At 63.2% G+C, this 26,856-nt stretch carries 16 protein-coding genes; 4 read left to right on the top strand and 12 right to left on the bottom strand.

Annotated features, from left to right (window positions below):
- Nucleotides 1-72: 72 nt before the first annotated feature.
- The 4 genes from IRI77_RS35295 to pdxR all read right to left on the bottom strand — a co-directional run bounded on the left by IRI77_RS35295 (nucleotide 73) and on the right by pdxR (nucleotide 7,518).
- Nucleotides 73-2,508, bottom strand: coding sequence for a PP2C family protein-serine/threonine phosphatase (locus IRI77_RS35295; RefSeq protein WP_194449608.1), 2,436 nt, complete (start codon nucleotides 2,506-2,508; stop codon nucleotides 73-75).
- Nucleotides 2,505-4,970 carry a PP2C family protein-serine/threonine phosphatase gene (locus IRI77_RS35290; protein ID WP_194449607.1) on the bottom strand — a complete coding sequence of 822 codons (2,466 nt, stop codon included), beginning with the start codon at nucleotides 4,968-4,970 and terminating at the stop codon, nucleotides 2,505-2,507. Before IRI77_RS35290 ends, IRI77_RS35295 begins: the two co-directional genes overlap by 4 nt.
- An 85-nt stretch (nucleotides 4,971-5,055) precedes the next feature.
- Nucleotides 5,056-5,952, bottom strand: coding sequence for a ThuA domain-containing protein (locus IRI77_RS35285; RefSeq protein WP_194449606.1), 897 nt, complete (start codon nucleotides 5,950-5,952; stop codon nucleotides 5,056-5,058).
- 75 nt (nucleotides 5,953-6,027) lie between these two features.
- Nucleotides 6,028-7,518 carry a MocR-like pyridoxine biosynthesis transcription factor PdxR gene (pdxR, locus tag IRI77_RS35280; protein WP_194449605.1) on the bottom strand — a complete coding sequence of 497 codons (1,491 nt, stop codon included), beginning with the start codon at nucleotides 7,516-7,518 and terminating at the stop codon, nucleotides 6,028-6,030.
- A gap of 121 nt (nucleotides 7,519-7,639) precedes the next feature.
- Between pdxR and IRI77_RS35275 the strand changes: the two genes are divergently transcribed.
- Nucleotides 7,640-8,215, top strand: a complete 576-nt coding sequence (locus IRI77_RS35275; RefSeq protein WP_194449604.1) for a pyridoxamine 5'-phosphate oxidase family protein — start codon at nucleotides 7,640-7,642, stop codon at nucleotides 8,213-8,215.
- 1,290 nt (nucleotides 8,216-9,505) lie between these two features.
- On the opposite strand, the gene IRI77_RS35270 is transcribed toward IRI77_RS35275, so the two are convergent.
- The 5 genes from IRI77_RS35270 to IRI77_RS35250 all read right to left on the bottom strand — a co-directional run bounded on the left by IRI77_RS35270 (nucleotide 9,506) and on the right by IRI77_RS35250 (nucleotide 16,876).
- Nucleotides 9,506-10,213, bottom strand: a complete 708-nt coding sequence (locus IRI77_RS35270; protein ID WP_194449603.1) for a hypothetical protein — start codon at nucleotides 10,211-10,213, stop codon at nucleotides 9,506-9,508.
- Between the two features lie 1,218 nt (nucleotides 10,214-11,431).
- Nucleotides 11,432-11,923: a hypothetical protein gene (locus IRI77_RS35265; RefSeq protein WP_194449602.1), complete on the bottom strand. Its 492-nt coding sequence runs from the start codon at nucleotides 11,921-11,923 to the stop codon at nucleotides 11,432-11,434.
- An 11-nt stretch (nucleotides 11,924-11,934) separates the two neighbouring features.
- The gene (locus IRI77_RS35260) at nucleotides 11,935-12,765 is read right to left on the bottom strand and encodes an RHS repeat-associated core domain-containing protein (protein WP_228486487.1); all 831 of its coding nucleotides are present in this window, start codon (nucleotides 12,763-12,765) and stop codon (nucleotides 11,935-11,937) included.
- Between the two features lie 237 nt (nucleotides 12,766-13,002).
- Nucleotides 13,003-14,037 carry a site-specific tyrosine recombinase XerC gene (gene xerC, locus IRI77_RS35255; protein WP_194449600.1) on the bottom strand — a complete coding sequence of 345 codons (1,035 nt, stop codon included), beginning with the start codon at nucleotides 14,035-14,037 and terminating at the stop codon, nucleotides 13,003-13,005.
- 1 nt (nucleotide 14,038) lies between these two features.
- Nucleotides 14,039-16,876 (bottom strand): CHC2 zinc finger domain-containing protein, encoded by a 2,838-nt coding sequence (locus tag IRI77_RS35250; RefSeq protein ID WP_194449599.1) that lies wholly within the window; start codon nucleotides 16,874-16,876, stop codon nucleotides 14,039-14,041.
- Between the two features lie 130 nt (nucleotides 16,877-17,006).
- On the opposite strand from IRI77_RS35250, the gene IRI77_RS35245 reads away from it, so the two are divergent.
- The 3 genes from IRI77_RS35245 (at nucleotide 17,007) to IRI77_RS38795 (ending at nucleotide 20,347) form a co-directional block, all read left to right on the top strand.
- Nucleotides 17,007-17,369, top strand: coding sequence for a helix-turn-helix domain-containing protein (locus IRI77_RS35245; protein ID WP_407674022.1), 363 nt, complete (start codon nucleotides 17,007-17,009; stop codon nucleotides 17,367-17,369).
- 1,339 nt (nucleotides 17,370-18,708) lie between these two features.
- Complete coding sequence (gene ltrA / locus IRI77_RS35240) at nucleotides 18,709-20,154, top strand: group II intron reverse transcriptase/maturase (RefSeq protein ID WP_228486824.1); 1,446 nt, start codon at nucleotides 18,709-18,711, stop codon at nucleotides 20,152-20,154.
- A 34-nt stretch (nucleotides 20,155-20,188) separates the two neighbouring features.
- Nucleotides 20,189-20,347 (top strand): transposase, encoded by a 159-nt coding sequence (locus IRI77_RS38795; RefSeq protein ID WP_407674023.1) that lies wholly within the window; start codon nucleotides 20,189-20,191, stop codon nucleotides 20,345-20,347.
- A gap of 1,610 nt (nucleotides 20,348-21,957) precedes the next feature.
- On the opposite strand, the gene IRI77_RS35230 is transcribed toward IRI77_RS38795, so the two are convergent.
- From IRI77_RS35230 to IRI77_RS35220, 3 genes are all read right to left on the bottom strand, one after another.
- Entirely contained in the window at nucleotides 21,958-22,848 is an 891-nt protein-coding gene (locus tag IRI77_RS35230) for an RHS repeat-associated core domain-containing protein (RefSeq protein ID WP_228486486.1), read from the bottom strand.
- A 237-nt stretch (nucleotides 22,849-23,085) separates the two neighbouring features.
- Complete coding sequence (gene xerC, locus IRI77_RS35225; RefSeq protein ID WP_194449593.1) at nucleotides 23,086-24,120, bottom strand: site-specific tyrosine recombinase XerC; 1,035 nt, start codon at nucleotides 24,118-24,120, stop codon at nucleotides 23,086-23,088.
- Between the two features lies 1 nt (nucleotide 24,121).
- Nucleotides 24,122-26,788: a CHC2 zinc finger domain-containing protein gene (locus tag IRI77_RS35220; RefSeq protein ID WP_194449595.1), complete on the bottom strand. Its 2,667-nt coding sequence runs from the start codon at nucleotides 26,786-26,788 to the stop codon at nucleotides 24,122-24,124.
- Nucleotides 26,789-26,856: the final 68 nt, after the last annotated feature.

Genomic DNA, 26,856 nt, shown 5'->3' with positions numbered 1-26,856 from the left:
CAGTGTTCCCAGCAAGCCGCTCCGCATGGGCCATAGCTTATCAAGTCGGGACGGTGATAGCGAAAAAGAGGGTTACGCCGGGACTTCGCCGTTCGGCAGGCAGCGCAGGACCACGAGGGTGAGATCGTCGTGCGGATCGGCGCCCGCCTTGAAGACCTCGACGTCGTCGAGGATGGCCTGGGCCAGTTCCGGCGCGTCCAGGCCGGCGGCCCGCGCGACGATCGATTGCAGGCGGTCTTCTCCGTATTGCTCCTGCCTGGGGTTCATCGCCTCGGTCAACCCGTCGGAGTAGAACACGATCAGGTCGCCATCGGCGAGCAGGAGTTCCTGGCATTCGATGCTCTTCGAAAAGATGCGGTCTCCGGCCAACCCGAGCCCAATGCCCTTGGGCTGCACGTAGAGCGACTCGCCCAGCGCGGCGCGCCACCACAGGATGGGATTGTGGCCGGCGCGCAGCACCTCGAGCGCGCGGCGTTCAGGATCGAGCAACCCCATGGCCAGAGTGACGAAGGTGCGCCGTTTGCCGGCCAGCAACAGTTGGCGGTTGATGGCGCAGGCGAGGTCGAGGATCCCGGTCGCCATGGCCTGTTCGGCGGCCAGCATGCCCTTGGTCAGGGTCATATACAACGCGGCGGGGACGCCCTTGCCGGAGACGTCGGCGACACACATGGCCCAGCATCCGCGCGGCATTTCGAGGAAATCGAAGAGGTCGCCACCCACCTCGCGAGCGGGCACGCAACTGGCGAAGAGCGAGAATCCGGGAATCGACGGAGGCTTATCGGGCAGCATGCCCATCTGTGCCTCGCGCGCCACGGCGAATTCCGTGAGCAGGCGCTCCCGCTCCGACCGGGGAGCGGAGCCGGGCGGCGGATCGTTGCGGCGCGAGATCTCGCCCGCCAACTCCTGCACGTTCACTGGAGAGGGACGGGCGGCGATCACGAGGCCGCCCACCAGAGGCACCGCCCAGACCAGCAGCAACTGCGTGAGGGGCCACAGGCGGCCGGCCGGGAAGGCGAGCACGGCGGAGAAGTCGTACAGCGTATAGAGGCCCAGCAGACATGCCATCAGGCCCAGCAGGCCAAACTGCCGGTAGACCCAGAGCCAGGCGGCGAACATCAGGAAGGCAAAGGCGATGGCCACATAGCTGTTGCCGGACAAGGGCGAGAAGCGGGCCAGGCAGATCAGGGGTCCAGCCAGAAAGAGCAGGCCCAGCCGCCATTTCAGCCGGGGAGAGGGCCTCCAGAGCAGCGGCAGCATGACGGCGAAGATGCAAAGCAGGTGATAGCAGAGCACCGGAAACTGAACCAGCGTGCCCATGGCTGGTGAAGTATCCATCAAAACGCCCGCGCGGGCCGCATCCAGGCGGACCCCTGTCATGGGGAGCACCGCGCAAACCAGATAGGGGAGCACCGCCAGCGGAGCCGAGAGGAGCACTCCACCCGCGAGTTCACGCCCGGCCGAGGGGATCAGCTTCCGGCGGAGCGTGAGCCAGAGGATGGAGAGCCAGGATTGCAACTGCCCTTCGCGGATGAGCAGGAATCCGGCAGCCAGGGGGAACGCCAGGGCCAGAGGGCGCGTGACGAACAGGCCGAACAGGAAACCGGCCTTGTTGCTGGCGCTGTCAAAGTCGTTTTGGTCCCAATTCGCGGAGAGGTATCCCTGCCGCCCTCCTACGAGCAGGCAGCACAGGTAAAAGACGGCGACAGCGCCAAACACCCAGAGGGCCAGGCGCAAGTGGTCGCGCCGATCGGTGAGGCTGATGAGCAGGAACATCACCGCACCGCCAACGATACAAACCTGGAAGAACGTGCCGATTCCGGACAGAATCTCTTTCCATTTGGAGCCGGGCACCGACGAGTTGCGCCGGACAGAGCGGGGCACATCGTGGTGGAGGACTACTTCGTCCAGCTTGCCTTTCTCGTAGGAAGCGATGAGCTCGGCCCGCAAGCCATCGATTTTGGGATCCCGCCACTCCCACTTGATTGTTTCGACGCTGGGTTTCTCGTCTTCGTCGCGGCGGGACCGCCGGCCGCGCTGCCCGGCATCGGCTGAACGCTCGGTCATGGGCTGAAACTGCGCGGCATCCGCTTGGCCAAAGCGGGCCAATACGGCGTCCTTGGACATCTGCGCGGCGGCGGGCAGCTCACCTGCCAACCGGGGCCGCCAGCGCAACGGGCGGCCGGTGCCGTCAAAGTCAGCCGTCACGGTGGACTTACTGGCGGGGGCGCGGGCCAGCACACGGTAGCGGGTGCCGGAGAATGCCTTCAGTAGCGAGGACTCGGGATGGCGGCCCTGCATGTCCACCCAATCCTCCTGGGGCTCGACGGAGATGAGGAACTCCCAATTGGCGATGTCGATGCCCAGGTCGCGGGCCAGCGCGACGGTGGAGGCAATGGCGTGTTCACGGGTCCAGGGCGCCGCGCCGCCGGCATGGCCGGCCTGCGGGCGCATGGCGAGGGCGGCCAGGACGATGAGAGCGACTCCGGCGGCGATCAGGTAGCGTTTCATGCCACGTGTTCCTGTTCCACCACCTGGACCTTTTCCAGGCGCAACACCACAGCGGTAAGGTCGCTGGTCAATCGGCGCGTCAGGCGTTTCTCGCTGCCGCCGGCCAGCCGCTGCAGCAGGAAGTTGTGGAAGTCCAGCGCGCCGCAGGCGCGGGTGATGCGGGCCAGATTGCGGAACCAGTCGCGCATGCCGGTGGGCGACTGATCCTCCAGGGCCGAGATGAGGCCTTCCGTGTGAAACAACACCGTATCGCCCACTTCCAGCGGCACGGCCGCTTCCGGCAGGCCATCCGGACTGTCGGTGAAGACCAGGGGATGCGCCATCAGGTCGCGCAGGATCCAAACGGCGGGCACTTCCCCCCAGCGCGCCGCCTGGAAGGTGCGCCGTTGCGGATCGATGGTGGCCACGGCAAAGCGAGCACGTTGGGCCACTTCGCCCAACCGGCCGGTGAGAAGGGCGCGCAGGCGGGCCAGGGTGCGGGCGGGCGAATCGCCGCGGCGCAGATCCGACATGAGGAAGCCCTTGGCCAGCGCGATGGTGAGGGCCGAGGCGACGCCGAGTCCGCCGCCGCTGGCGACGAAGACGGCCAGCCCGCCGCCCGGCAGCGGGAAGAAGTCGTAGAAGTCGGCTCCGACATCGCCGGTGGGGCGGCACGAGGCAGCGATGGAAAGTCCCGGAATCTGAGGCGGCTTATCCGGCAGCAGACGGAGTTGCGCTTCGCGAGCGGCATGGACCTCGGCCTGCATAGAAAGGCGCTGGTCCAGATTGCGCGCGTACTCAGGCTTGACCTCGTCTTCCGTGACGGACTCGCCGCGCCAGGAGATGGCGGTGAGGGCGGCCAGCCCCAAGGTGACAATTCCAATCTGCAGCAGGCCGCTGGGCAGCGAAAACGGCGCCAGGGCAGCCATGGTGGAAGTCTGGATCGCCAGGGAAAAGAGGAGCGAGGAGACGAGCGCCGCCAGTACATCCTGGAGGAAGAAGGGCGTCAGAACGACGGCGACGCCCACCACCATGTCGAGCACGCGGGTTGGCGAGGCCAGGCTGTTGTCGGTGAATCCGGCCGAGATGAGGAACGGGCACAGCAGCAGAATCGTCCACTTCCAGGCCGGCCGGCGCACATTGCGCAGAACGAATGTGAGCGGCACAAAGAGGCCGGAGACGACCGTCCAGGCGATTTGGGGCGGCAGCATCAGCAGTCCGCTCAACCACGGGAGGTTCCCGTAGGCCGCGGCCATGGCTTCGTCGGAAAGCAGCAGCGCATCGCTGGAGGACAGGAGCCGGCAGGCGAGAGACGTGACCAGGAAGGCCCAGGCGGTGAAGACCGCGCCGGTGCCCAGGGAGACCGCGACGTTGTTCACGCGGTAGCGGCCGGCCAGCAGAGCATCAAACGAAGTGAGCTTGTCGGGATAGCCTTCCCGGAGCTCCCCTTCCCCGCTGGCATAGGCAGCACCGACCAGCACCCCGCCCATGGCAAGGAAGATGCCACCCAGCGCGCCAATGCCCAGCGTGACATACCAGGGCAAGGTGGAGGCGCCGTCGGAGTTGGCAAACGACTCTGCATTGAGGGCGAGGTAGCCCGCGCCGCACAGCCCGAAAACCAGGATGAGAATGATGGCCCGCTTGCGGGGCACCTCTTTCTCTCGGCTGCGCTTGCGGTACAGGCGGATGGAATAGATGGAGGCAAAAAGGGCCAGGAAGAAGGCCAGCCCCCCGATGGTCCCGCGGAAGCCGGATTCGTCGTCGGACCAGGTGCGCATGACCCTGACGAATTCGGGCTCGACCCGGGCGGCGGTCACCTTGGACCCCGTAATCTCGACCCGGCCGCTGAACTGCAGCCTGGGCAGGTCACCGAGGTGGCCTTCAAAGTCAAAGCGGCGAGCGATGGCCTCTTCCTCAGCATCCTTGCGGTGGGACGAGGCTTCGCGGACCCGATCGATCTGGGGGTTAGGGATGAAGGTGAGCCACTCCTTCATATACTGCTTTGCCAGTTGCTCCGCTGCTTCCGGACCCAGGGCGGGCCCGATGTTCCTGGGCCGCTCCGTCTCGAACTGCAGGATGTCGCCGCGTCCGTTCATGGTGACGCTGATGCTGTGTTCCCCGTCCGGCTCGGCCAGGTTGAGAACGAAGTGGTAAGGCGCGGCCAGACGGCCGGCTGCGTCGACTGACCGGGCTGAGGCGCGCAGGGCGAACACCTGGTGGGTCGTTTGCGGCTTGATTTTGAGCAGCGCGCCGGCCGCGTCGAGGGAGAGTCCCTGGGCTGTCCCTAGCCGCCTGGCCGTCTCCTGCAACTGCGTGCGGCTGGCGTCACTGCGCACGGAAGCGGGCACTTTGGAGGCATAGCGGAGCGTCAGGCCCGCGACCAGAGCGAGCGGGGCCAGGGCAACGACCAGCAATGCCGCGGGGCGCGGCAGACGGGCGAACAGTGCCGTGGACGCGAGCGACTGGATGAATCCTGGATACATGGCAGCCCGGCGCTGGGAATTCCCGATTGTACCTGCAAGGAGAGCCTGATCCAAGTACCGGAGTCAGGGGCGCCGGATGGGAGCGCTATTTCCGGATGGACATCCGGTCAGCGGAGGGGAAATCGGCCGGCACCGGGATGGTCACCTTGCCGGTGGCCGCCCACTCCGTCCCGCGCATGAGAGTGGCGATGAAACCCACGCAGTGCATGGCCGCCACGTCGTGCCCCAAGGTGGTGTGGAAGACCCGGCCCCGGGCGTAACGAATCGCCAGCAGCATCGGCTCATCTTCATTGGTTCCGCGATTCTGGGAGGTGGAATGGGCCGTGCCCAGCAGGTCGAAATCCGCCGCGGGACCGCAGAGTGAGTCGTACAGTTCGTCGGGCGCGTGCTTCCACATCCTGGGCAGGCCCTTGACGATGGGGTGCCGCCGTTCGCGCATGGTGACGACAAATGGCAGGCGGGCGCCATGATTTCCACACCGGCCGGGTGTCGGCTCCACTCGTACTTCCTCGCCCCTGAGGCGGATCATGGCACCGGCTTCCGGAGCCTTCCTGTTGCCCCAGCCGCCGACGGCGATCATCTGGTTGTACTGATGCCACTCGGGAAAGGCGTTGTCCGCCGCATGGTAGGAGACAAACCCGCCGCCCTCATGGACAAACTTCTCAAAGGCTTCGCTGGTCTCTTTGGACCAGGGATCGCCATTGTAGTTGGACACCACCACGGCGTACTTCGAGAAGTCCGGCTTGAACGTGCTCATGTCACCGCCTTGCGGCGGGGTGGTGGCGACGTCCACCTCGAAGCGGCCGGACATCTCGAGGATCTCCTGCAGCACCGGAGTGGTCTCTTTCCAGGCGTGATTATTCTGACCGTCGATGATCAGGACCTTGAGCCGGGGTGAAGCTGAGAACAATGGCTGCACTCCGAGGGCCAGAACGAAGATGGCCAGGATTCGGCAGGAGGAAAGAGGTGAGATAAGAGCCATCGAGGTAATCGTTGCGTTCCATCCGCTATCTTACGCCTCCAGGCCGGGCCAACGGGCGATCAGGCCTCTCCAGACCTAAAGCCCTGCCAGCGCCCGGGCCAACTGACCGGAGGCGTGCTTCAGGGCGGCGGGCGAATAGCCGGCGTAGCCAAGCATCAGACCGCGCCGAGCGGGTTGTCCCAGGCAGTAAGCCGAAATCGCCTGGGCTTCGAGGCCGGCCTCCAGCGCGCGCTGGCTCGCGGCCCGGTCATCCACCCCTTCCGGCAGCCAGCCCACCAGATGCATTCCGGCCGCCGCCGGAGAGAGCTCCAGAAAGCCGCCCAACTCGCGGGTCAAGGCCTCGACCACGACATCCCGCCGCTCCTGATAGAGCGTGCGCATGCGGCGGATGTGGCGGCCGAAGTGGCCTTCCCGCATGAATTCGGCGAGGACTGCCTGATCCACCATCGGCGAGTGGCGGTCCGCAATCGAGCGGGCGGCCGTGAACACCTCGACCAGTGCCGGCGGAACCACGAGATAGCCTAGCCGCATCGACGGGAACAGAACTTTGCTGAAGGTCCCCGTGTAGACGACGCGTCCGCTCTCATCGAGCCCCTGCAGGGCGGATAGGGGCCGGCTGACAAAGCGGAACTCGCTGTCGTAGTCGTCTTCCAGAATCCACGCGCCCGACTCCGAGGCCCAACGCAGGAGTTCCATCCGTCTCGCCACGCTCATCGTCACGCCCGAGGGGAACTGGTGCGAGGGCGTCACGTAGGCCAGCCGGGCGGCGGGGGCCATGGCGCGGCCGGCGCTGACGCTGATCCCTTCGGCATCGACCGGGACCGGGGCCAGTGCGAGCCCGGCGGCCACCAACGAGTCGCGGGCGCCGCGATAGCCGGGCTCTTCCATCCAGACCCCATCGCCAGGATCGAGCAACACACGGGCCGTCAGGTCGATCGCCTGCTGCGAGCCCGACACGAGGATCACCTGCCGCCAGTCGCAGCGCACGGCTCGAGCCATGCGCAGGTAGTCGGCGATGGCCACACGCAAGGGATGGTAGCCCTCGGCGGGTCCGTAGGTGAGCATGGGCCAGGGGTGCTTTCGCCACTGTTGCGCCACCATTCGTTCCCACAGCCGGAAGGGGAACTCGTCCACGGCCGGCACGCCGGGCCGGAAGGGTCTGGGTTCGTTTCGGGAGAGCGTATGGGTGGTCGCATAGCGCTGCAACGCCTGGCCTTGCCGTGACAGGCGGGGCGGATCCGGCGTCGCGGTCGGCGCTCCGGTGCTCCCGCGGACAGCCCGCAAGCTTTCGTCGGGCAGGCGTAGCGTCACATAGGTACCCGAGCCGGCTTCCCCTTCCAGGTAACCTTCCGCCAGCAGTTGCGCGTAGGCGTTCACGACCGTATTGCGGGAAACGGACAGTTCCGCCGAAAGCAGCCGTGACGACGGCAATTGGGTTCCTTTGGCGATACGCCCGTCGAGGATCGCATCGCGGATCCCCTGATAGAGCTGGTGATAGAGCGGCTCGGCGCTCGCGGGGTCGAGAGCGAAGAGGGGAGACAGGAAGGTGGAAGATTTTCTACCCATGCCGGGTGCCGGTCTTCCCATTGTCCGATGCTGCGTGCCTGGTGCGGGAAGTGGACCCCTGCCCGGCGTCTATTCTGGATCTTTTCGCCCCTGCCCTAGCGGTGCATCATAGGGTTTCCCCATGGACACCGCTACCCCTGTCAACGCGACCATCCGCCAGCATCCCGAGCGCGCCGCCAGCGCCGAGGCAGGCGACTTCCTGGCTGCCGGCACGGTTGCCCATGTGGGCTTCCAGGTCGACGGGCAACCTTACGTGATTCCCTTCTCGTATCAATATGACAGCAGCGCGCCGGACCGCCTGTATCTTCACGGGGGTCACAGCAGCCACACGTTGCGTGCGCTCGCGGCGGGGGCGGCCGTGTGTGTCACCGTCACCATGGTGGATGGCCTGGTCTATTCGCGCACGGCGCTCAATCATTCCATGAACTACCGTAGCGTCGTCTGCTTCGGCCGGGCCCAGCCGATCGAGGATCCCGAGCAGAAACAGGCGGTATTTGCGCGGATGATTGAGCGGTACTTTCCGGGACGGACGGCGGGCGAGCATTATGCTCCGGCGACGGAAGCCCAACTGCGGGCCACGGCGCTGCTGGCCGTCACGATCGAGAGCATGACCGCGAAGGCCCGGCGCGGTGCGCCGACGGGGCCACTGGATGGCGAACCCGAGGCGTTGGGGACCTGCGGTGTTGTGCCGCTTTAGGTGAGCTGGCAGGTGACGGTGAGGACGGGGGGGCGCGGGCGGCAGGCCGCCTTTCCCCGCTGCTCTGGCAGTTTTGGGTCGGCCTTTCGGGTAGACCCGAGCGGATGGCGTGCGGGAATTGGGTTTGGTTCGTGAGATGGCTGTTATGCCTCCGAATGATGCTTGCAGGAGGAGTCGGTGAGCGTGCCGCCGGAGTCCGGGGCGGCGTTGGGCCGTGATTTGAAGCGCGGTGGGGACAAGTCCATTGAAGACGCGCGACTTGGGGTACGGCCCTTTTGCTGGTTGGTTGGAGGCTTGCCATTGCCTCCCCGCTCCTTTCAGTCGCGGCTCCGAAAGCGACTTCCCTCGCTTTGGCGGCCCGCAGGGCCATGGGGGACTCCATTGAAGAGACGCGGGCAAAGGGTCCCCCGGATGAGGTCATTGCAGCTCTTCAGCGGGCTATCCGCTCACTCACGGGACTGTGGAAAAATCAAAAACGCGCAATCAAGTCCCCCGCAGGATGGTACGCAAACCATTGGGCGGCCCGCTGCGATCGCTCCTCGGGCCTCTGGCAAGGCCATTCTCGCGCTCAATTTTGCCCATTTTCGAGAAGGGGGATTATTTCACAGTCCCTCACGTTCGCGGCTCAATTTGCGGCTTCCTCGGCTTTGGCGGCCCGTGAGGGCAATGGGGGCTCCATTGAAGACGCGCTGGCAAAGGGTCGCCCGGATGGGGTCGTTGCAGCTCTTCAGCGGCCTATCCGCTCACTCACGTTCGCGGCTCCGTTTGCGGCTTCCTTCGCTTTGGCGGCCTGCAGGGCCATATTGAGACTCCTTCCCAGTCGCGGTTCGCAGCGCGGTGGGGACCACTCCGTTGAAGACGCAATTAAAGTTATTGATTCTAAGGGGCTGCCCGGGCGCGTCTTCATCGCCTTTGGCGGCCGGCACGGCCATGGGGACTCCCTAACGGTCGTGGTTCGTTGCGGCTTCGGGCGCTTTGGCGGGCCGGCGGGCCATGGTTGACTCTGTGGATCGTGGGGTTGGCACACGGCGCACTCCCCCCGATTGGCCGGTCAACGGGGGGCTGCCGCCTTGGACGTGATGGTTCGAGGTGCTCAGGCCGTCGTCGCTGGCGGCCTCGCGAGCCAGGAGGGCGCCGCCCCGTGAGGGCAGACACACTTCGGGCGGGGTACAGTTTCAGATTTCAAGGAACAGTGGCGGAGGCGTCTCCGGCTTGTGGCGCGAACGGCGGCAGGGATTGTCAGCGGCTTCGTTTCGTCACGACGCGGCGGGATTGCCCTGGCTGTGGTGACTAGACGCCCGAGAAGTTGTAGTTCAGGTTGGGCAGACCGTCTTCGCGCATCGGGTTGGTTTCGTTTCGCGGAATGCGGAGCGACTGGAGATCGGCGATCAGGTCCTGGTTGTCGGGGTGGTTCGTGTCGATGCCCGTGGTGAGGTGTTCGAGAGCGCGGCGGGGCCGGCCGTAACCTTCATAGAAGAAGAGTTCGTCGGTGTTGCTGGTCAGGCGGGTGACTTCGGCCAGGGGTACGTTTTCGCGGACAGCTTTGACGACATCGGGGTGTTGTTGAGCTAGGGCAGCGCGTTCGGTTTGGAGTTTGCTGAGCTCCTTAAGGGCACGGTAGAGGCCGCGTTCCAGGTCTCGGCGGTAGCGGGCGTAGCGTTCGAGCTGGCCGTCGTGGGTGTTGGTTTCGGCCAATGGGTCCGTTTCGGCAAGGATGATGCATTCGAAGGATTCGATACGGCGCAGGTTCCAGGTGTGGGTGAGGATGCGATGGAAGATCTCTTCCTCGATGCAGTTCGCGGGCCGGGTGTCGAGGCGCAGAGCGGCTTCGAGGGCGGTGAAGGCGGCGCGGTCTTCGGGCGTGATGGTGAGGTGCTGGGCGGTGAAGCCGTGGCGGCGGGCGTTCTGGGATGTACGCGATTTGCCCTCGATGGTGACGGGTCCGGTGGACTTCCTGGCGTTAGCCTGGTTGGCGTTGATCTGAGCTGCGGTAGCCATGATGAGAATCTCCTTGTAAATGAAAATGGCCGGCGTGGGTGCCGGCGCGATTCCAGGTTAGCTGGTGGGGTCAAGGGAAAATGGCTGATTTGGGGAGGGGCGTGTTGAAAATAAACGCAAAAAAGAGTTTCAGATGCGGTGATGAAGCAAACCTCGATGTGGGATTTGGGGGAGAGGTGGGGTTGAGGCGAGTGGCTTGGCGCGGCTGAGGGCTTTCTCGTGAGGATCGGGACTGATCTTCGCGGAGCGCTTCCGGGCGTTTCGTGTGGAGATGTCCGGCAGCCGTGCTCCGCGGAGTGCGGCTGGCGCTATGACTTGGAACAGGGGACAGTTGCACCCGTCTCAACGCAGTTTTCTCCCTGCTAATTGCAGACCTTCAGGTACTGTTTGTGGGATATGGCGCAGAGTTGGAACTTCCGGGCGGTCTGGGGCCGACTTTCTGGGCTCGGTGTCTGGCGGCAAGACCGAACGGCAGAGGGGAACCGGCGCCTCTCGGCCAGTTTCAGGGTGACTTCCCCCAGCCAGAGACCAAATTTTGGTGATTCGCGGTGGGACGGGTCAGGCTGTCGCCGCTCCGTCGCCGTTCCCGGCATTACATGCCAAAACTCACGCGAAATGCGCGCAACGGCTTGTAAGCTCTGGTCGTTCAATGATTTACGAAGTGGGACGGGTCAGGCCGTTTGCCTTTCCCAGGCCGAGGAGGGGGTCGGGGGGAAGAGATCAAGAGATGCCCCATTTGCACGGACGAGACGGCCGCAGGGCGGCGAAGGACGTGCGGGTCCTTGTTGCCCCCAGTCAGCCGCGGAGTGGGTCCGGGCGGGGGCGCGTAACTCCTGCCCGTCAGACCGTTTCTGCTTCGGAGAGGGTCAGATCAAGGGGCTTGCGGTGGCCGGCGTTGCGTTCGAACTGATGCGTCCCAGTGGCAATTGTGATGGCTGGAATCAGGATAGCCTGGTTCGCATTCCTCGCGCATTGAGCCGCAGCGTGAACCGCATGCTGTTGATGCTGTGGCATTTATGCGTCTGGCGAGGCGGCCAGACAGATCCCGTCAATAGATGCCAAATCCCAGGCGAAGCGTTCGGAGTTCCCAATAAGCTCTGCTCGTTCAATCACTTGCGAAGTGGGACGGGTCAGGCTGTCGCCTTTCCGTCGAACAAGCCGAAGCGCAGTTGCAGGGGCCGCAGGACTCGTGAACGAGTCGGCGACCAGCGCAGCGCCCTATTTTGCCGCCGCTTTCATGCCGTCGTCCACGTCTTTAGCATCCACGAGCCTTCCAACCTCGATCATCATTTCTAGCGAATCAAGATGGCCGTATCGCTTCGGCGCATTTTTGAAGCGATCCTTGAGCCAGTCCGGTAACTTGGGATCAAGTTTCACTGGTTCAGGTCCACGCATCGTACCTTCGATAGTCACCAGCGCATAACGCTTTTTCTTGATGATTCGATGGAGTGCTTTCATCTGCCCCGTTACCTTGGGGCTGAAGGAAACGTACACCAGCGGCTCACCGTTGCGACACTTCGGATCATAGAGTACGTCCTGCTCTGCTCCTGCCCCAAGAAACGCTGTCAGCCGAACTGGCTTGCCGCTGTAGACCTGGATGTTTGTCGCGACCGTGCACAGATCGACTGCCCCGGAAGGCTGCGATTGGCTCCAGCAGACTCCAGCGACAAATCCGAAACCGACTACGCCGAGAATGACCAAACGTCTCATGCGCCCTAACCTCACTTCTGCTGCGGTTTAAGCAATTCGGGGTAAAGCACCGTGTTCAATCCGGTGTACTTGTTTCGGGGGTCGGTCAACAAGTCGATGATCTTCTGATCCCGAACCGCTGGCATCATGCCTGGCGAGAATTTGCATTCCCCTCCTACGCCGCCGCATGGACCGAAGTTGAGGCTGCTGTTGCCTGAAAGCGCATAGCGAACAGACAACTCATACGCACGCACTTCGGTTGCCATGTGCGTGATGTTGAGGGATTGATCCATGTTGCCAGCGAAGTCGATACTCTTCACGAAATCCTGATAGTCAGCGACGTGGCTACCCTCGTGAGCGATCGTCTCTTGGTTTCCGATATTGTCGCTTTGGATCATGACGTTGAGCGTCGCCCGGAAGTGACCCTCGTTGTTTGGATCGACTTCAAGGCCACCGCCAACGCGCGAAACGGTCCCGCCCCGGTCGTTGAGCTTGTCAGCGAACCCGACACTGACACCGTTCTTTTCGCCAGCTTTTCCATACGCCTTTGCTGCTCGAACTGCGTCGCCATCTTTCGATTTCAGGATCGCCGCACGACTCTTCTCAAACTGCTTGCACTGGTCTGCGGTCCCTTCGCATACGTACATCCCGGTCGGGTCGGTGAACCGCAGGGGATTATTGAACGCATAGGAATATCGGTTCCAACTCTGCGGATTGCTCACCTTGGCACTAGCCATGATCGGGTCCGGGCTGGTAAACCTGCCTTGCGCCCCACTGAAGTATCTGGCACCAAAATAATCCAACCCCGTCTCGGCATCTCGTTCTTTGCCGGTACTATGGGATCCTCTGCCGGAATCGTACAAGCAAACCGGCATCCCCTTTGTGCCCTGCGGGTTACTGGCCGGCTGCCATCTATAGGCTGTGGTGCCTAAACTCCAGACCCCCTGATGCGGGTTTCCGGCTAAGTGAATCGCTGTCGTTGATGTGTGGATGGGCCTGGGCAGAGGGGTCGCTACGGGCAAGACAAAGGACGCGGCGCGCTGTCTTTCTGCCAGCATCGGGTACCCACCAGTGTACCCTCTGGTGGCCCTGTGGCGGGCCTATTCGGTAGGTTCGTCGTCTTCGGCTTCTATCGCCTTCAGAAGCTCCTGACGGTCCGTTTCCACCACTTCCGGAAGACGGGCCGGGTGCGTCGCCCGGTGGATCTCCTGAAGCTGCCGGATCGCCACGTGCGTGTAGATCTGCGTCGTCTTCAGGTCCGCATGGCCCAGCATCGCCTGAATGAATCTTGTGTCGGCGCCACCCTCCAGCATCAGCGTCGCCATCGTGTGCCGAAACAAATGGCAGGCTCCGTGTTTTCCGACATTGGCCGCTTCCACGTAGCCTCGCACCACTTCGGTGAGATAGTCGAGCGAGAATGGCTCGCCGGCGTTGGACAGAAACACGATCCTGTCATCGGGCTCCGTGGCCAATTGCGGGCGGGCTTCCTCCAAGTACTTGCGCACCCAGGCCGCGGCACGGTCGCCCAGCGGAATCATGCGGTCCTTCTTGCCCTTGCCCTGGCGGATGGCTACCGTGCCGCGCTCCAGGTCCAAGTCCCATAGCTTCAGATTCACCAGTTCCAGCCGCCGCATTCCGGTCGAGTACAACGTCTCGAGGATCGCTCGGTCGCGCAGGCCCAGCGGATCGTGAATGTTGGTCTGCTCGATCACCTGCTCCGCTTCCGAGGCCGTCAGAACAGCCTTCGGCAGCCGCATGCCCAGCCGGGGCAGTTCCAGCTCCGAGGCCGGATTGTGCAGGATGTGATGCTGCCGCGCCATCCACTTGAACCACACCCGCAACGGCACCAGGCGGTCATGCTGGCCCGTGAAGCTCAGCGGTTCGCCGTTCTTCTTGCGGTAGTGGAACACGTGGCGCTGGTAGCTCTCCAGCACCGTGCGCGTCACTTCCACAGGCTCGGTCAGGCCGCGCTCGTTACACCAATCGAGGAAGAAGCCGATGTGCACGCGGCGGTTCTTCACCGTGTACTCGGAGTAGTTCCGTACTCGCAGGTCTTCCAAGTGCTTCTCCAGCAGTGACGCCAGTGGAGTCGCCGGCACAACTGGCGGCTTCCGGCGCCGGGGCACGCGGGCCATCTCACCGGGCTCCTATGGCTAGGGTTACGACGCCGTTGACTCCCAGCCCGGTATCTGTGGTGTTTTGCGGTTTTCGCGCCAGAATGCCGTTTGCCCCTGTATTCATGCGGGTTTCCGTGGCCCGACCAGCCCCCGACAACACCCCGACCTGGGGCCGACTTGCCCCCGACTTCTCCTCTTCCAGCCCCGACCAGTTCAATTCATAGACGAAGGTTTGGCCCCGTCCGCCGTGGTGTACGATCAGGTACTCCAGCTCTTCCAGCCGGTGCAGGTGCGTCTTCAACTGCGTGTGGCCCCAGCCGGTGTGGGCGCGCACATCGCGGCGGCTAAAACGAAAGTCTCTCCGGTCCACCCGGAGCCGCCCGCATTCGCCACTCACCATCTCTTCCACTAGGCCCAGCAAACGGCGCGTCTGCGCCGGCAGCTCATCCAGCGAGCGCCGCATCAGTTCGTCCATGAGTTCCTGCGCCTTGGCGATGTCTGCCCGCGTCACCTCGATAAAGGAAAGCCCCTGGCTCGTCCTCACCGGGCGCTGGTGCTGGTGCAGCAGTGCGATCGCGCGGATCAGAGTCAGGTACTTCATGTGGTCGCGCCGCATGCGTGTCAGCGCATCGGGAAACGTCAGCTCGTCGACGAACGGGTTCACCACGAACAACGGCTTCAGTAGGCGTTGCGCGTTCTGGTGCATCTTGATCAGCGTGGCCCGCTGCTGCCGGCGGACCAGGCCTTCCAGCGTCTGCTGTTCGCGCTGCAGCCGGTGGATCGCCTGTGTCTGCTCGCGATCCTCGTTCACCGCCAGCACGAGGCAGCGGTTCAGCAGTTCCTCGTCGATGTCGATGGCGGTCGTGGTCAGGAACATCATCACCGGACCTTCGACTCGGTACTGATGCGTGACGAGCTTGCCCGTCGCCGGGTCCTTGCCGGTGGACGCGATGGAGAGCACACCTTCGCTTTGCAGCAGCTTCAGCGCGTAAGCGGCGCGGCTCGCGCCTTCCTCTTCGGCAATGGCCAGCACCTTGTGTCTCAGGTCCATGCTGCCCATGTAGTAGAGCGACTGCTCCGTCATCGCCGAAAACCGGATGCACTCCTCGGCCGGCACGAAGGCCAGCACCGCATCCATGAGCGTGCTCTTGCCCGCGGCCGACGACGACTGCACCAGCACCGCCAGCGGCGATTCCAGATGACGCGAAACCGCGGCCAGATAACCGATAAGCTTGTTGCTCTTCTCGCCCACCAGACCGCAGCGGTCGAAGTCTTCGACGATGCGCTCCAGCAGGCGCGGGTCCTTCAACAGCGTGAGCGCTTCGGCGCGTTCTTCCTCGCTGAGTTCCACTTCCGGTTTCGCTGGTTCCAGTGCCTTGCGGATCTGCTCCGATTGCAAGCGTTCCAGCGCCAGGAAGACTTGCCCCACGTCCTTGCGGAGGATGTCTTCCTTCAGGCCCAGCTCTTCGGCGGCGCGCTTGATGAAGGCGGCACGTTGGCGGTCGGTCTGCAGGTCGAGCGTATCGACGTGAAAGTCCTCCTGCCTCGACACCAGCACGTTCACCTTCATGACCTCGGGGCTGAGGTTTTTGGCCAGGCCTCGAATGCGATAGCGGCGGTCGCCGCGTGGAATCAGGACTTCGTCCCCGTTGACGAGGACTTCCGGCTCAGCGGCGAAAGGAATCACGGGCGGTGGTGCTTCTGCCGGCGTGGCCTCCACTTCCGGCTCGGCGCTTTTCTCTTGAGCCGCCGGCTTTGGACCTTCCCACCACGTGGCGCGGTTCAGCAACACAGCCAGGCTCTCGCCGGTCCGCGCGTATTCGTTGGCGTCCAGCCCCTTCGGGAACAGCACGCGATGCGAACCAATGCCGAGGGCGAGCAGTTCTTCTTTTAGCCGCTCGGCCGCCACGTCGCCGGCCTCATCGCGGTCATACGCGATCCAGACTTGCTGAACGCCGTGCTTCTGAAACGCGGTCCGGTGATCGTCCGTGAAGCCGTTGACGCCGTAGCTGGCCGTCACATTGCGGAACCCCGCGCACCAGAACGTCAGCGCGTCGATGATCGACTCGCACAGGATGATCTCCTTCGAGGCCGTGAGCGCCTCTTCGTTCCACACCCCGCAATGCGGCCCCGGCAGATACGTATGCAGCGGCGTGCCGGCGCGCAGTCCGGCCGTGATCTTGCGCCCGTAGATCTCCGTCACGTTGCTGGCCAGATCGATCACCGGAAACACGACCGACCCCATGAAGTGCTCATGCCCGCTCTCGCGCAGGATGCCTAACCGCTGCAGGCGTCCGCGCAGATCGGCGCCGGCCTTCCGGTTCCTGTCCGGCAGCGTCAGCCCGAGCGTGCGATTGGCGAAGCCCAGTTGGAAGCGGTCCATCATCTCCGGGTGCGTGAGGCCGCGGCTCTCCAGATACCGCAGTGCTTCCGGCGACTCGCCCAGGGTCTTGTGATAGAAGCTGACGACATCGCGCAACGTCTGCCGATCGTCGGCGTCCAGCGCCACCGGGGCTTCGAGCTTTACCGCGGTTCCTTTGCGAACGACGTGGCCGTCTCCGGCGGCTAAAGAGGGATGATCGGCGCGCAGCAGTTCCGCCGCATGCCGGAAGCTGACGCCCTTCGTCCGCATCACCCAATCAAGCGTCGATCCGCCCACATTGCAGGCGCCCAGGCAGTGCCACAGATTTGTCTTCGGCGAAACAACGAGCGAAGGCGTCTTGTCGTCATGAAAGGGACAGGTGCCGATCAGCTCCGCGCCGTGCCGCTGCAGCTCCACCCCGAAGCCGGTCACCAGCCGCTCGATGGGGATTTCTCTTTTTAGCCGCTCAAGCTCTGAGTCCGGGATGCGTGCCATCGGAGCTCCTTTTTGTGGCTTGGCGGGCCTTTACGCCGAAACTTGTCAAGTCACACATATGATACTATTGTCGTAACATATGGAATCCTTAGCGGTCAATCCGATCTCACCGGTTTCTTATGCTGCGGTTGTGCCCCCGCGCCACACAGAGAACGGCTTTGCCCAGCGTTTAGCGGCTCTCCGCAAAGAGAAGAGCTTGACGCAGCAGCAACTATCGGAACGTGTCGGTGTCCACGTACAGCAGCTAAAACGCTACGAAGCGGGCTCTTCTCAGCCCACCCTGGACGTGATTCGCAATCTGGCCGTCGCTCTGGGCGCTACGGCCGATCAGTTGTTGTTTGGCAAGGATGAACGCGGCCCCGATGACGACCTACGTTTGCAGTTCGAAGCCGTCTCACGGTTTTCCGCCGAGGAGAAGAAAGTCATCAAGTCGCTGCTCGACAGCATGATTCTGACGCACGAGGCCCGCCGCTGGTCGTCGGGTAGCGGCTGAGAAGAAAAACAGCTTTCCGAGCAGCCGTGCGGAGCTGCCGGCGCCGCCACTATTCCTGACCAACCAACGAACACCCGCCCGGCGCCGGCTGCGACATAGCGGCCGCGGGTAAGGCCCCCTTGGGGGGCCGCGCCAGTGGGGGGCGTGACGACGGCGCCGCAGGCGCCATCGATTTTATCCGCAGGCCCCTGGGGGGGCCGAGGACTGGGGGCGATCAACGACGGGAAGTTTGCATAAACGCGCGTTATCGGCCGCCGCCGAAGGAGTGCCGGAGCTGGAGGCGAAGCCGGAAGCGGAGGCCACCAAAAAGTGAACCGGCCGACGATAACGTCCGATTATGTAAATCTTCCCCACCTTGCGCCGCAGGCCGGCTCCTACCCTGAGGAAGACGTCCAGGCGGCCGCCGGCGTGCCCTCGCCGTCAATTCGGGCGGCTGCACGGCGGCGGCCGCAGTGTACTGTCGCAGGACGGCGCCCCCGCTTCGGCCGCAGGCCGAGGAGGGGGTCGGGGGGAGGAGGTCAAGAGACGCCCCATTTGCACGGACGAGACGCCCGTAGGGCGGCGAAGGACGTGCGGGTCCTTGTTGCGCCCAGTCGGCCGCGGAGTGGGTCCGGGCGGGGGCGCGCAGCTCCTGCCGGTCAGTCTGTCTTGGCCTCGAAGAAGATCAGATCAAGGGGCTTACGGTTGCCGGCGTTGCGTTCGAACTGATGCGTCCCAGTGGCAATTGTGATGGCTGGAATCAGGATAGCCTGGGTCGCATTGCCCGCTCATTGAGGCGCGGCGTGTACTGCATGGCGTTGAGGATGTGTCACTTATGCGTCTGGCGAGGCTGCTGGACGGATCCCGTCAATAGATGCCAAAACCCAGGCGAAGCGCTCGGAGCTCCTAATAACCTCTGTTCGCTCAATTACTTACGAAGTGGGACGGGTCAGGCTGTCGGAGCGCCGGGATAAACCGGCATGCAGTAGGGAATGCAAGAGTCCTACAGGAAGGGAGTAGCGAACCACCTGGCCTCGAGTCTTGCGGGGCGCGTCGCGAGGCGCGGACCGAAGCGTAGACAGAGGGATCAGTGGGCTGGGTATTGAGCTTCGAGAATGACCCTCTGGGATGCCGACCCTGTGGACAGAAGGGGAAGGCCATGCCGGAGCGGGCGCAAATCGCGAGTCCGTCTCCGGATCCCACGTAGTCGCAGACCCCAGGCACGCTGAGAAACTGCATGCACGAGAACCGGGAGACCTCATCGCCGGCTGCACGGCATCGGAGCAGTCCGGCCGGGAAAGGCGATAGCCACGAGACCGGCGTGAACGGCGGTGAGGAGTCGGATGGTGTCGTAGTACCGATGAAACCTTCGAACAAAGCGACGGAGCAACAGGCTGAAGCGGCGGAGAGGGTGGAGGGAAGGACGCCAACCAAGGAGAACACCGGGCAGGACCACATACCACCGGCACAGGACGGGTACGGTGTGTCACAGGGCCTGGCTGGTGTGCGCAAAGTGGCGAAGGGGAGGAAACAGGAACAGTTCACCACGCTGCTGCACCATCTGACCATCGATCTGCTGAGGCAAAGCTATCTGCAACTGCAGAAGAAAGCGGCACCGGGCGTGGATGGGACGACGTGGCAGCAGTACGGAGAGGGACTGGAGGAGCGGCTCGCCGATCTGAAGGACCGGATCCATCGTGGAACGTACCGGGCACAACCCTCAAGACGGATCTACATTCCGAAGGCCGACGGGCGGCAGCGTCCAATCGGCATCGCAGCCGTGGAGGACAAAGTCGTCCAACAGGCGGTGGTGATCATCCTCAACGAGATTTACGAGGAGGACTTTCGGGGATTCAGCTACGGGTTCCGGCCAGGGCGGAGCCCACACATGGCGCTGGATGCGCTGAGTGTGGGGATTCTGCGGAAGAAGGTGAACTGGATTTTGGACGCCGACATTCAGGGCTTTTTCGACCGGATGAGCCACGAATGGACGATGAAGTTTGTGCAACACCGGGTCGCCGATAAGCGCATTCTGCGCCTGATCCAGAAATGGTTGAAGGCGGGAGTAAGCGAGGACGGCGAGTGGTCGGAGACGGCAGTGGGTACTCCGCAAGGTTCGGTGATTTCACCGCTGCTGGCGAACGTGTATCTGCACTATGTCTTTGACTTGTGGGTAGAGGCCTGGCGGAAGAAGGCAGCGACCGGCGAGATGATCGTGGTCCGCTACGCCGACGATCTCGTGGTGGGGTTTGAGCATCGGACGGAAGCCGAGCAATTTCTCAGGCAGTTTGAGGAGCGGCTGGCAAAGTTTGGGCTGGAACTCCATAAGGAGAAAACGAGGCTGATCGAGTTTGGCAGGTTTGCTCAGGCGAACCGGCGACAACGGGGGGAGGGCGAACCAGAGAGCTTCGCGTTCCTGGGCTTCACGCATCGCTGCGGGCGGTCCAGTCGCGGCCACTATACGATCTGGCGGCAGACGGTGAGGAAGCGGCTGGAAGCGAAGCTGCAGCAAATCAAGCAGACGCTTCGAGCGCGGATGCACGAGCCGGTGCCGCACGTCGGCGAGTGGCTGGAGCGTGTAGTCGAAGGGTTCAACCAATACCACGCGGTCCCGGGCAACTGGGCGAGCCTGCACCGGTTTCGCGAACGAATCGGGCGCCTGTGGTGGCACGTTCTGAAACGGCGCAGCCAAAAAGGCCGACTGGGCGCAGACCGGATGACTCGACTCTTCCAACGCTGGTTGCCCCGGCCCCGGTTGTACCATCCCTATCCCGAGGTTCGCTTTGACGACAGGCATCCGAGGTAGGAGCCGTATGCGGTAATACCGCCCGTACGGATCTGTGCGGGGGGCAGCCAGTGATGGCCGTCCCTACCGCGACCCTTTCCGTAGATTTCTGTTCCGAGGGTTGGAAAAAGTGAGAGCGGAGTGGCAAATGATCTGCATGGCGATGAACGTGTGGAAGCTGCACCGCCACCAACCGCAAGTGGTGCTTGCGTGAGGCTGAGATAGGGCCCGAATTCTTGAAAACACCGGCCTAATTTAGCGCTCAATCGCATCGGGAGGCGCAGTTGGATCGGTTGTCGGAAGGAACGATCGCCGGGAGGCGCCCCGGACGCCGCCTGGGCCAGGTTTCGCGGTGGATTTCATTCCGACAGGCTCTCAGGCTGTCGCATTTCCCGGGCGGCTGCACGACGGCGGCCGCAGGGTACTGTCGCAGGACGGCGCCCCCGCTTCGGCCGCAGGCCGAGGAGGGGGTCGGGGGGAGGAGGTCAAGAGACGCTCCATTTGCACGGACGAGACGCCCGTAGGGCGGCGAAGGACGTGCGGGTCCTTGTCTCCCCCAGTCAGCCGCGGAGTGGGTCCGGGCGGGGGCGCGTAGCTCCTGCCCGTCAGTTTGTTTCTGCTTCGGAGAGGATCGGATCAAGGGGCTTGCGGTGGCCGGCGTTGCGTTCGAACTGATGCGTCCCAGTGGCAATTGTCAGGGCTGGAATCAGGATGGCGTGGTGCGAATTACTTACTTGTTGAGGCGCAGGGTGAGCCGCATACTATTGACGCTGCGTGGCTTATGCGCCTTGCGAGGCGACCAGACGGATCTCGGAAGTACATGCCAAAACCCAGGCGAAGTGCTCGGAGTCATCTATAAAGTCCGTTCTTTCAATTACTTACGAAGCGGGACGGGTCAGGCTGTCGCCTTTCTGTCAGGGGCCTGCGGATTGAGTTGAGGGCGCCTGCGGCGCCGTCATTGAGCCCCCACTGGCGCGGCCCCCAGAGGGTGCCTTGCCTGCGGCCGTTATGTCGCAGCCGGCGCCGGGCGGGTCTCCATCAATTTCATCAGGTGTAGTGGCGGCGCCGGCAACTCCGCACGGCCGCTTACTGTTTGCATCCGCCACGCAATACCCATTCTGGGGTGGCTTGTCACGCCTTCAGACGATGCGTAGCATCGTTCTTCTGCTTCGGGCTTCCGCTACCGCCACTATCCCAACCCGCGAAGACTGGCGGTCAGCGAAGCGCCGCCGCCTCGTTGCTCGGCGGCGGGCTCTGCCAAGACCTCTCGTTACTTTCCGACCCGGCCCCCATTGCGAAGCCAGTGGCCAGCAGCCTTGACGTACGAGTATCTGTACTCCGACGCATTACTCGGGGGGCTTCCGCCGCCACCTATCCAGTACCTGATCCGCACGCAACGACCACGCTGCAAGTGATCAACAGGAACACTGAACTGCATCGAACCGGCTGGTGCTATCGGAACGACGGAATATGTATGGAGCCGTGAGTAGCCAATCAGCGGCTCTGAGGCCGATTTCGCCGAGGCGGGAGTCAGGCTGTGCGGACACACGCCGTCCTCAAAGACATCATGAAGCAAAGCACTGTCATTCCGTCGCGAGCTGAGATCGAATGCTTCTACGAAGATCTCCTCGCTACCACGATTCGCCAGGCGAAGGAATACGCGCAGCGGCGCTTCTCCGGTAAACGGGGGCTCGTGGCTTCTGACAGCAACCACACTCAACATGATTCTCGGATCGCTGGTCTGTTCGATTGGATAACGCTCAGCCGATAGACCCAAGCCGCTGATTGCTAAAAACATCCACAAGCTGGTCAAGGCGTTCATTGTCACCTCCGACGGCGCGGATCGGAGTACATCCGTGTCCGGCTAGCGGGAGTCAACCCATAAAGCCCGCCAGCAGCAGGCGGCACAGCGAGCATCCGGTTAATCGAGTTCGTTACATTGGCTTCGGGCCAGCCCGGAAACCAGTTCAGATACGGAGTGCCTCCCATCGTGATTGGCCGGTACATGTAACCGCTCGCCTCCCCTCGCCCTGCTGCGAGCAAGTAGTCGCCTTCGACGATCGAAGCTTGGACACGATAGGCATTGAATTCGCTCTGGTAGAGTAACGGGTGTTTCGCCTCCGCAAAACCCGCAGCAGTCCAGGCAGACGCATCGCCAACGTGAACACCCTCGTGAGCAATCAGTCCTGAGCTCGAAGCAGCACCACCCGAGGCGAACGTTACCGTTATGTTCTGGCCAGTCGGATTGTCTCCGGTTTTGGCCCCCGGAGCTCCAAGTGCTACTGACCCTCCACCCTTCGTTTTCCCGATCTCAATCGTTACGCCATTGGCCTTTCCGGCACCGCCATACGCATCGATTGCAGCTTGTGCGTTCTTATACTGACTAGAACCCGCGCCGTACTTGTCCTTTACGGCGTTGGCGCTAGCTTGCGCGCTCTGGCGGGACGTTTCAAAGTCCTTGCACTGCTGCTCCGACATTGATGAACCACAAACGTACTGTCCGCTAGGATCTACAAAGACCAGTGGGTTGTTTCGAGCGTACGTGTAGAGGTTCCAGCTCTGCGGATCAGCAGGGTCCTGATCAGCAAACGGTGCATCCGGGCTCGTAAACCGCCCCTGCGCTCCTGAGAAATACCGGGCACCAAAATAGTCCAGCCCAGTCTCGGCATCGCGTTCTTTGCCGGTACTATGGGATCCTCTGCCGGAATCGTACAAGCAAACCGGCATCCCCTTTGTGCCCTGCGGGTTACTGGCCGGCTGCCATCTATAGGCTGTGGTGCCTAAACTCCAGACCCCCTGATGCGGGTTTCCGGCTAAGTGAATCGCTGTCGTTGATGTGTGGATGGGCCTGGGCAGAGGGGTCGCTACGGGCAAGACAAAGGACGCGGCGCGCTGTCTTTCTGCCAGCATCGGGTACCCACCAGTGTACCCTCTGGTGGCCCTGTGGCGGGCCTATTCGGTAGGTTCGTCGTCTTCGGCTTCTATCGCCTTCAGAAGCTCCTGACGGTCCGTTTCCACCACTTCCGGAAGACGGGCCGGGTGCGTCGCCCGGTGGATCTCCTGAAGCTGCCGGATCGCCACGTGCGTGTAGATCTGCGTCGTCTTCAGGTCCGCATGGCCCAGCATCGCCTGAATGAATCTTGTGTCGGCGCCACCCTCCAGCATCAGCGTCGCCATCGTGTGCCGAAACAAATGGCAGGCTCCGTGTTTTCCGACATTGGCCGCTTCCACGTAGCCTCGCACCACTTCGGTGAGATAGTCGAGCGAGAATGGCTCGCCGGCGTTGGACAGAAACACGATCCTGTCATCGGGCTCCGTGGCCAATTGCGGGCGGGCTTCCTCCAAGTACTTGCGCACCCAGGCCGCGGCACGGTCGCCCAGCGGAATCATGCGGTCTTTCTTGCCCTTGCCCTGGCGGATGGCTATCGTGCCGCGCTCCAGGTCCAAATCCCATAGCTTCAGATTCACCAGCTCCAGCCGCCGCATTCCGGTCGAGTACAACGTCTCGAGAATCGCTCGATCGCGCAGGCCCAGCGGGTCGTGTACGTTGGTCTGCTCGATCACCTGCTCCGCTTCCGAGGCCGTCAGAACAGCCTTCGGCAGCCGCATGCCCAGCCGGGGCAGTTCCAGCTCCGAGGCCGGATTGTGCAGGATGTGATGCTGCCGCGCCATCCACTTGAACCACACCCGCAACGGCACCAGGCGGTCATGCTGGCCCGTGAAGCTCAGCGGTTCGCCGTTCTTCTTGCGGTAGTGGAACACGTGGCGCTGGTAGCTCTCCAGCACCGTGCGCGTCACTTCCACAGGCTCGGTCAGGCCGCGCTCGTTACACCAATCGAGGAAGAAGCCGATGTGCACGCGGCGGTTCTTCACCGTGTACTCGGAGTAGTTCCGTACTCGCAGGTCTTCCAAGTGCTTCTCCAGCAGTGACGCCAGTGGAGTCGCCGGCACAACTGGCGGCTTCCGGCGCCGGGGCACGCGGGCCATCTCACCGGGCTCCTATGGCTAGGGTTACGACGCCGTTGACTCCCAGCCCGGTATCTGTGGTGTTTTGCGGTTCTCGCGCCAGAATGCCGTTTGCCCCTGTATTCATGCGGGTTTCCGTGGCCCGACCAGCCCCCGACAACACCCCGACCTGGGGCCGACTTGCCCCCGACTTCTCCTCTTCCAGCCCCGACCAGTTCAATTCATAGACGAAGGTTTGGCCCCGTCCGCCGTGATGGACGATCAGGTACTCCAGCTCTTCCAGCCGGTGCAGGTGCGTCTTCAACTGCGTGTGGCCCCAGCCGGTGTGGGCGCGCACATCGCGGCCCAGCAAACGGCGCGTCTGCGCCGGCAGCTCATCCAGCGAGCGCCGCATCAGTTCGTCCATGAGTTCCTGCGCCTTGGCGATGTCTGCCCGCGTCACCTCGATAAAGGAAAGCCCCTGGCTCGTCCTCACCGGGCGCTGGTGCTGGTGCAGCAGTGCGATCGCGCGGATCAGAGTCAGGTACTTCATGTGGTCGCGCCGCATGCGTGTCAGCGCATCGGGAAACGTCAGCTCGTCGACGAACGGGTTCACCACGAACAACGGCTTCAGTAGGCGTTGCGCGTTCTGGTGCATCTTGATCAGCGTGGCCCGCTGCTGCCGGCGGACCAGGCCTTCCAGCGTCTGCTGTTCGCGCTGCAGCCGGTGGATCGCCTGTGTCTGCTCGCGATCCTCGTTCACCGCCAGCACGAGGCAGCGGTTCAGCAGTTCCTCGTCGATGTCGATGGCGGTCGTGGTCAGGAACATCATCACCGGACCTTCGACTCGGTACTGATGCGTGACGAGCTTGCCCGTCGCCGGGTCCTTGCCGGTGGACGCGATGGAGAGCACACCTTCGCTTTGCAGCAGCTTCAGCGCGTAAGCGGCGCGGCTCGCGCCTTCCTCTTCGGCAATGGCCAGCACCTTGTGTCTCAGGTCCATGCTGCCCATGTAGTAGAGCGACTGCTCCGTCATCGCCGAAAACCGGATGCACTCCTCGGCCGGCACGAAGGCCAGCACCGCATCCATGAGCGTGCTCTTGCCCGCGGCCGACGACGACTGCACCAGCACCGCCAGCGGCGATTCCAGATGACGCGAAACCGCGGCCAGATAACCGATAAGCTTGTTGCTCTTCTCGCCCACCAGACCGCAGCGGTCGAAGTCTTCGACGATGCGCTCCAGCAGGCGCGGGTCCTTCAACAGCGTGAGCGCTTCGGCGCGTTCTTCCTCGCTGAGTTCCACTTCCGGTTTCGCTGGTTCCAGTGCCTTGCGGATCTGCTCCGATTGCAAGCGTTCCAGCGCCAGGAAGACTTGCCCCACGTCCTTGCGGAGGATGTCTTCCTTCAGGCCCAGCTCTTCGGCGGCGCGCTTGATGAAGGCGGCACGTTGGCGGTCGGTCTGCAGGTCGAGCGTATCGACGTGAAAGTCCTCCTGCCTCGACACCAGCACGTTCACCTTCATGACCTCGGGGCTGAGGTTTTTGGCCAGGCCTCGAATGCGATAGCGGCGGTCGCCGCGTGGAATCAGGACTTCGTCCCCGTTGACGAGGACTTCCGGCTCAGCGGCGAAAGGAATCACGGGCGGTGGTGCTTCTGCCGGCGTGGCCTCCACTTCCGGCTCGGCGCTTTTCTCTTGAGCCGCCGGCTTTGGACCTTCCCACCACGTGGCGCGGTTCAGCAACACAGCCAGGCTCTCGCCGGTCCGCGCGTATTCGTTGGCGTCCAGCCCCTTCGGGAACAGCACGCGATGCGAACCAATGCCGAGGGCGAGCAGTTCTTCTTTTAGCCGCTCGGCCGCCACGTCGCCGGCCTCATCGCGGTCATACGCGATCCAGACTTGCTGAACGCCGTGCTTCTGAAACGCGGTCCGGTGATCGTCCGTGAAGCCGTTGACGCCGTAGCTGGCCGTCACATTGCGGAACCCCGCGCACCAGAACGTCAGCGCGTCGATGATCGACTCGCACAGGATGATCTCCTTCGCGTAGATCTCCGTCACGTTGCCGGCCAGATCGATCACAGGAAACACGACCGACCCCATGAAGTGCTCATGCCCGCTCTCGCGCAGGATGCCTAACCGCTGCAGGCGTCCGCGCAGATCGGCGCCGGCCTTCCGGTTCCTGTCCGGCAGCGTCAGCCCGAGCGTGCGATTGGCGAAGCCCAGTTGGAAGCGGTCCATCATCTCCGGGTGCGTGAGGCCGCGGCTCTCCAGATACCGCAGTGCTTCCGGCGACTCGCCCAGGGTCTTGTGATAGAAGCTGACGACATCGCGCAACGTCTGCCGATCGTCGGCGTCCAGCGCCACCGGGGCTTCGAGCTTTACCGCGGTTCCTTTGCGAACGACGTGGCCGTCTCCGGCGGCTAAAGAGGGATGATCGGCGCGCAGCAGTTCCGCCGCATGCCGGAAGCTGACGCCCTTGGTCCGCATCACCCAATCAAGCGTCGATCCGCCCACGTTGCAGGCGCCCAGGCAGTGCCACAGGTTTGTCTTCGGCGAAACAACGAGCGAAGGCGTCTTGTCGTCGTGAAACGGACACCGTCCGATCAGTTCCGCGCCATGCCGTTGCAGTTCCACTCCGAAGCCCAGCACCAGCCGCTCGATGGGGATTTCTCTTTTTAGCCGCTCAAGCTCTGAGTCCGGGATGCGTGCCATCGGATCTCCTTTTTGTGGCTTGGCGGCCTTTTACGCCGAAACTTGTCAAGTCACACATATGATACTAT

Origin of the sequence: Paludibaculum fermentans, from assembly GCF_015277775.1 — a bacterium.
Taxonomy (GTDB): domain Bacteria; phylum Acidobacteriota; class Terriglobia; order Bryobacterales; family Bryobacteraceae; genus Paludibaculum; species Paludibaculum fermentans.
This window is presented reverse-complemented; position numbering and strand designations above follow the sequence as displayed.

What these genes read in the sequence shown, in the direction of transcription:
- IRI77_RS35295 (WP_194449608.1), bottom strand. Translation starts at nt 2,508, where the DNA reads ATGAAACGCTACCTGATCGCCGCCGGAGTCGCTCTCATCGTCCTGGCC.
- IRI77_RS35290 (WP_194449607.1), bottom strand. Translation starts at nt 4,970, where the DNA reads ATGTATCCAGGATTCATCCAGTCGCTCGCGTCCACGGCACTGTTCGCC.
- IRI77_RS35285 (WP_194449606.1), bottom strand. Translation starts at nt 5,952, where the DNA reads ATGGCTCTTATCTCACCTCTTTCCTCCTGCCGAATCCTGGCCATCTTC.
- pdxR (WP_194449605.1), bottom strand. Translation starts at nt 7,518, where the DNA reads ATGGGTAGAAAATCTTCCACCTTCCTGTCTCCCCTCTTCGCTCTCGAC.
- IRI77_RS35275 (WP_194449604.1), top strand. Translation starts at nt 7,640, where the DNA reads ATGGACACCGCTACCCCTGTCAACGCGACCATCCGCCAGCATCCCGAG.
- IRI77_RS35270 (WP_194449603.1), bottom strand. Translation starts at nt 10,213, where the DNA reads ATGGCTACCGCAGCTCAGATCAACGCCAACCAGGCTAACGCCAGGAAG.
- IRI77_RS35265 (WP_194449602.1), bottom strand. Translation starts at nt 11,923, where the DNA reads ATGAGACGTTTGGTCATTCTCGGCGTAGTCGGTTTCGGATTTGTCGCT.
- xerC (WP_194449600.1), bottom strand. Translation starts at nt 14,037, where the DNA reads ATGGCCCGCGTGCCCCGGCGCCGGAAGCCGCCAGTTGTGCCGGCGACT.
- IRI77_RS35250 (WP_194449599.1), bottom strand. Translation starts at nt 16,876, where the DNA reads ATGGCACGCATCCCGGACTCAGAGCTTGAGCGGCTAAAAAGAGAAATC.
- ltrA (WP_228486824.1), top strand. Translation starts at nt 18,709, where the DNA reads ATGAAACCTTCGAACAAAGCGACGGAGCAACAGGCTGAAGCGGCGGAG.
- xerC (WP_194449593.1), bottom strand. Translation starts at nt 24,120, where the DNA reads ATGGCCCGCGTGCCCCGGCGCCGGAAGCCGCCAGTTGTGCCGGCGACT.
- IRI77_RS35220 (WP_194449595.1), bottom strand. Translation starts at nt 26,788, where the DNA reads ATGGCACGCATCCCGGACTCAGAGCTTGAGCGGCTAAAAAGAGAAATC.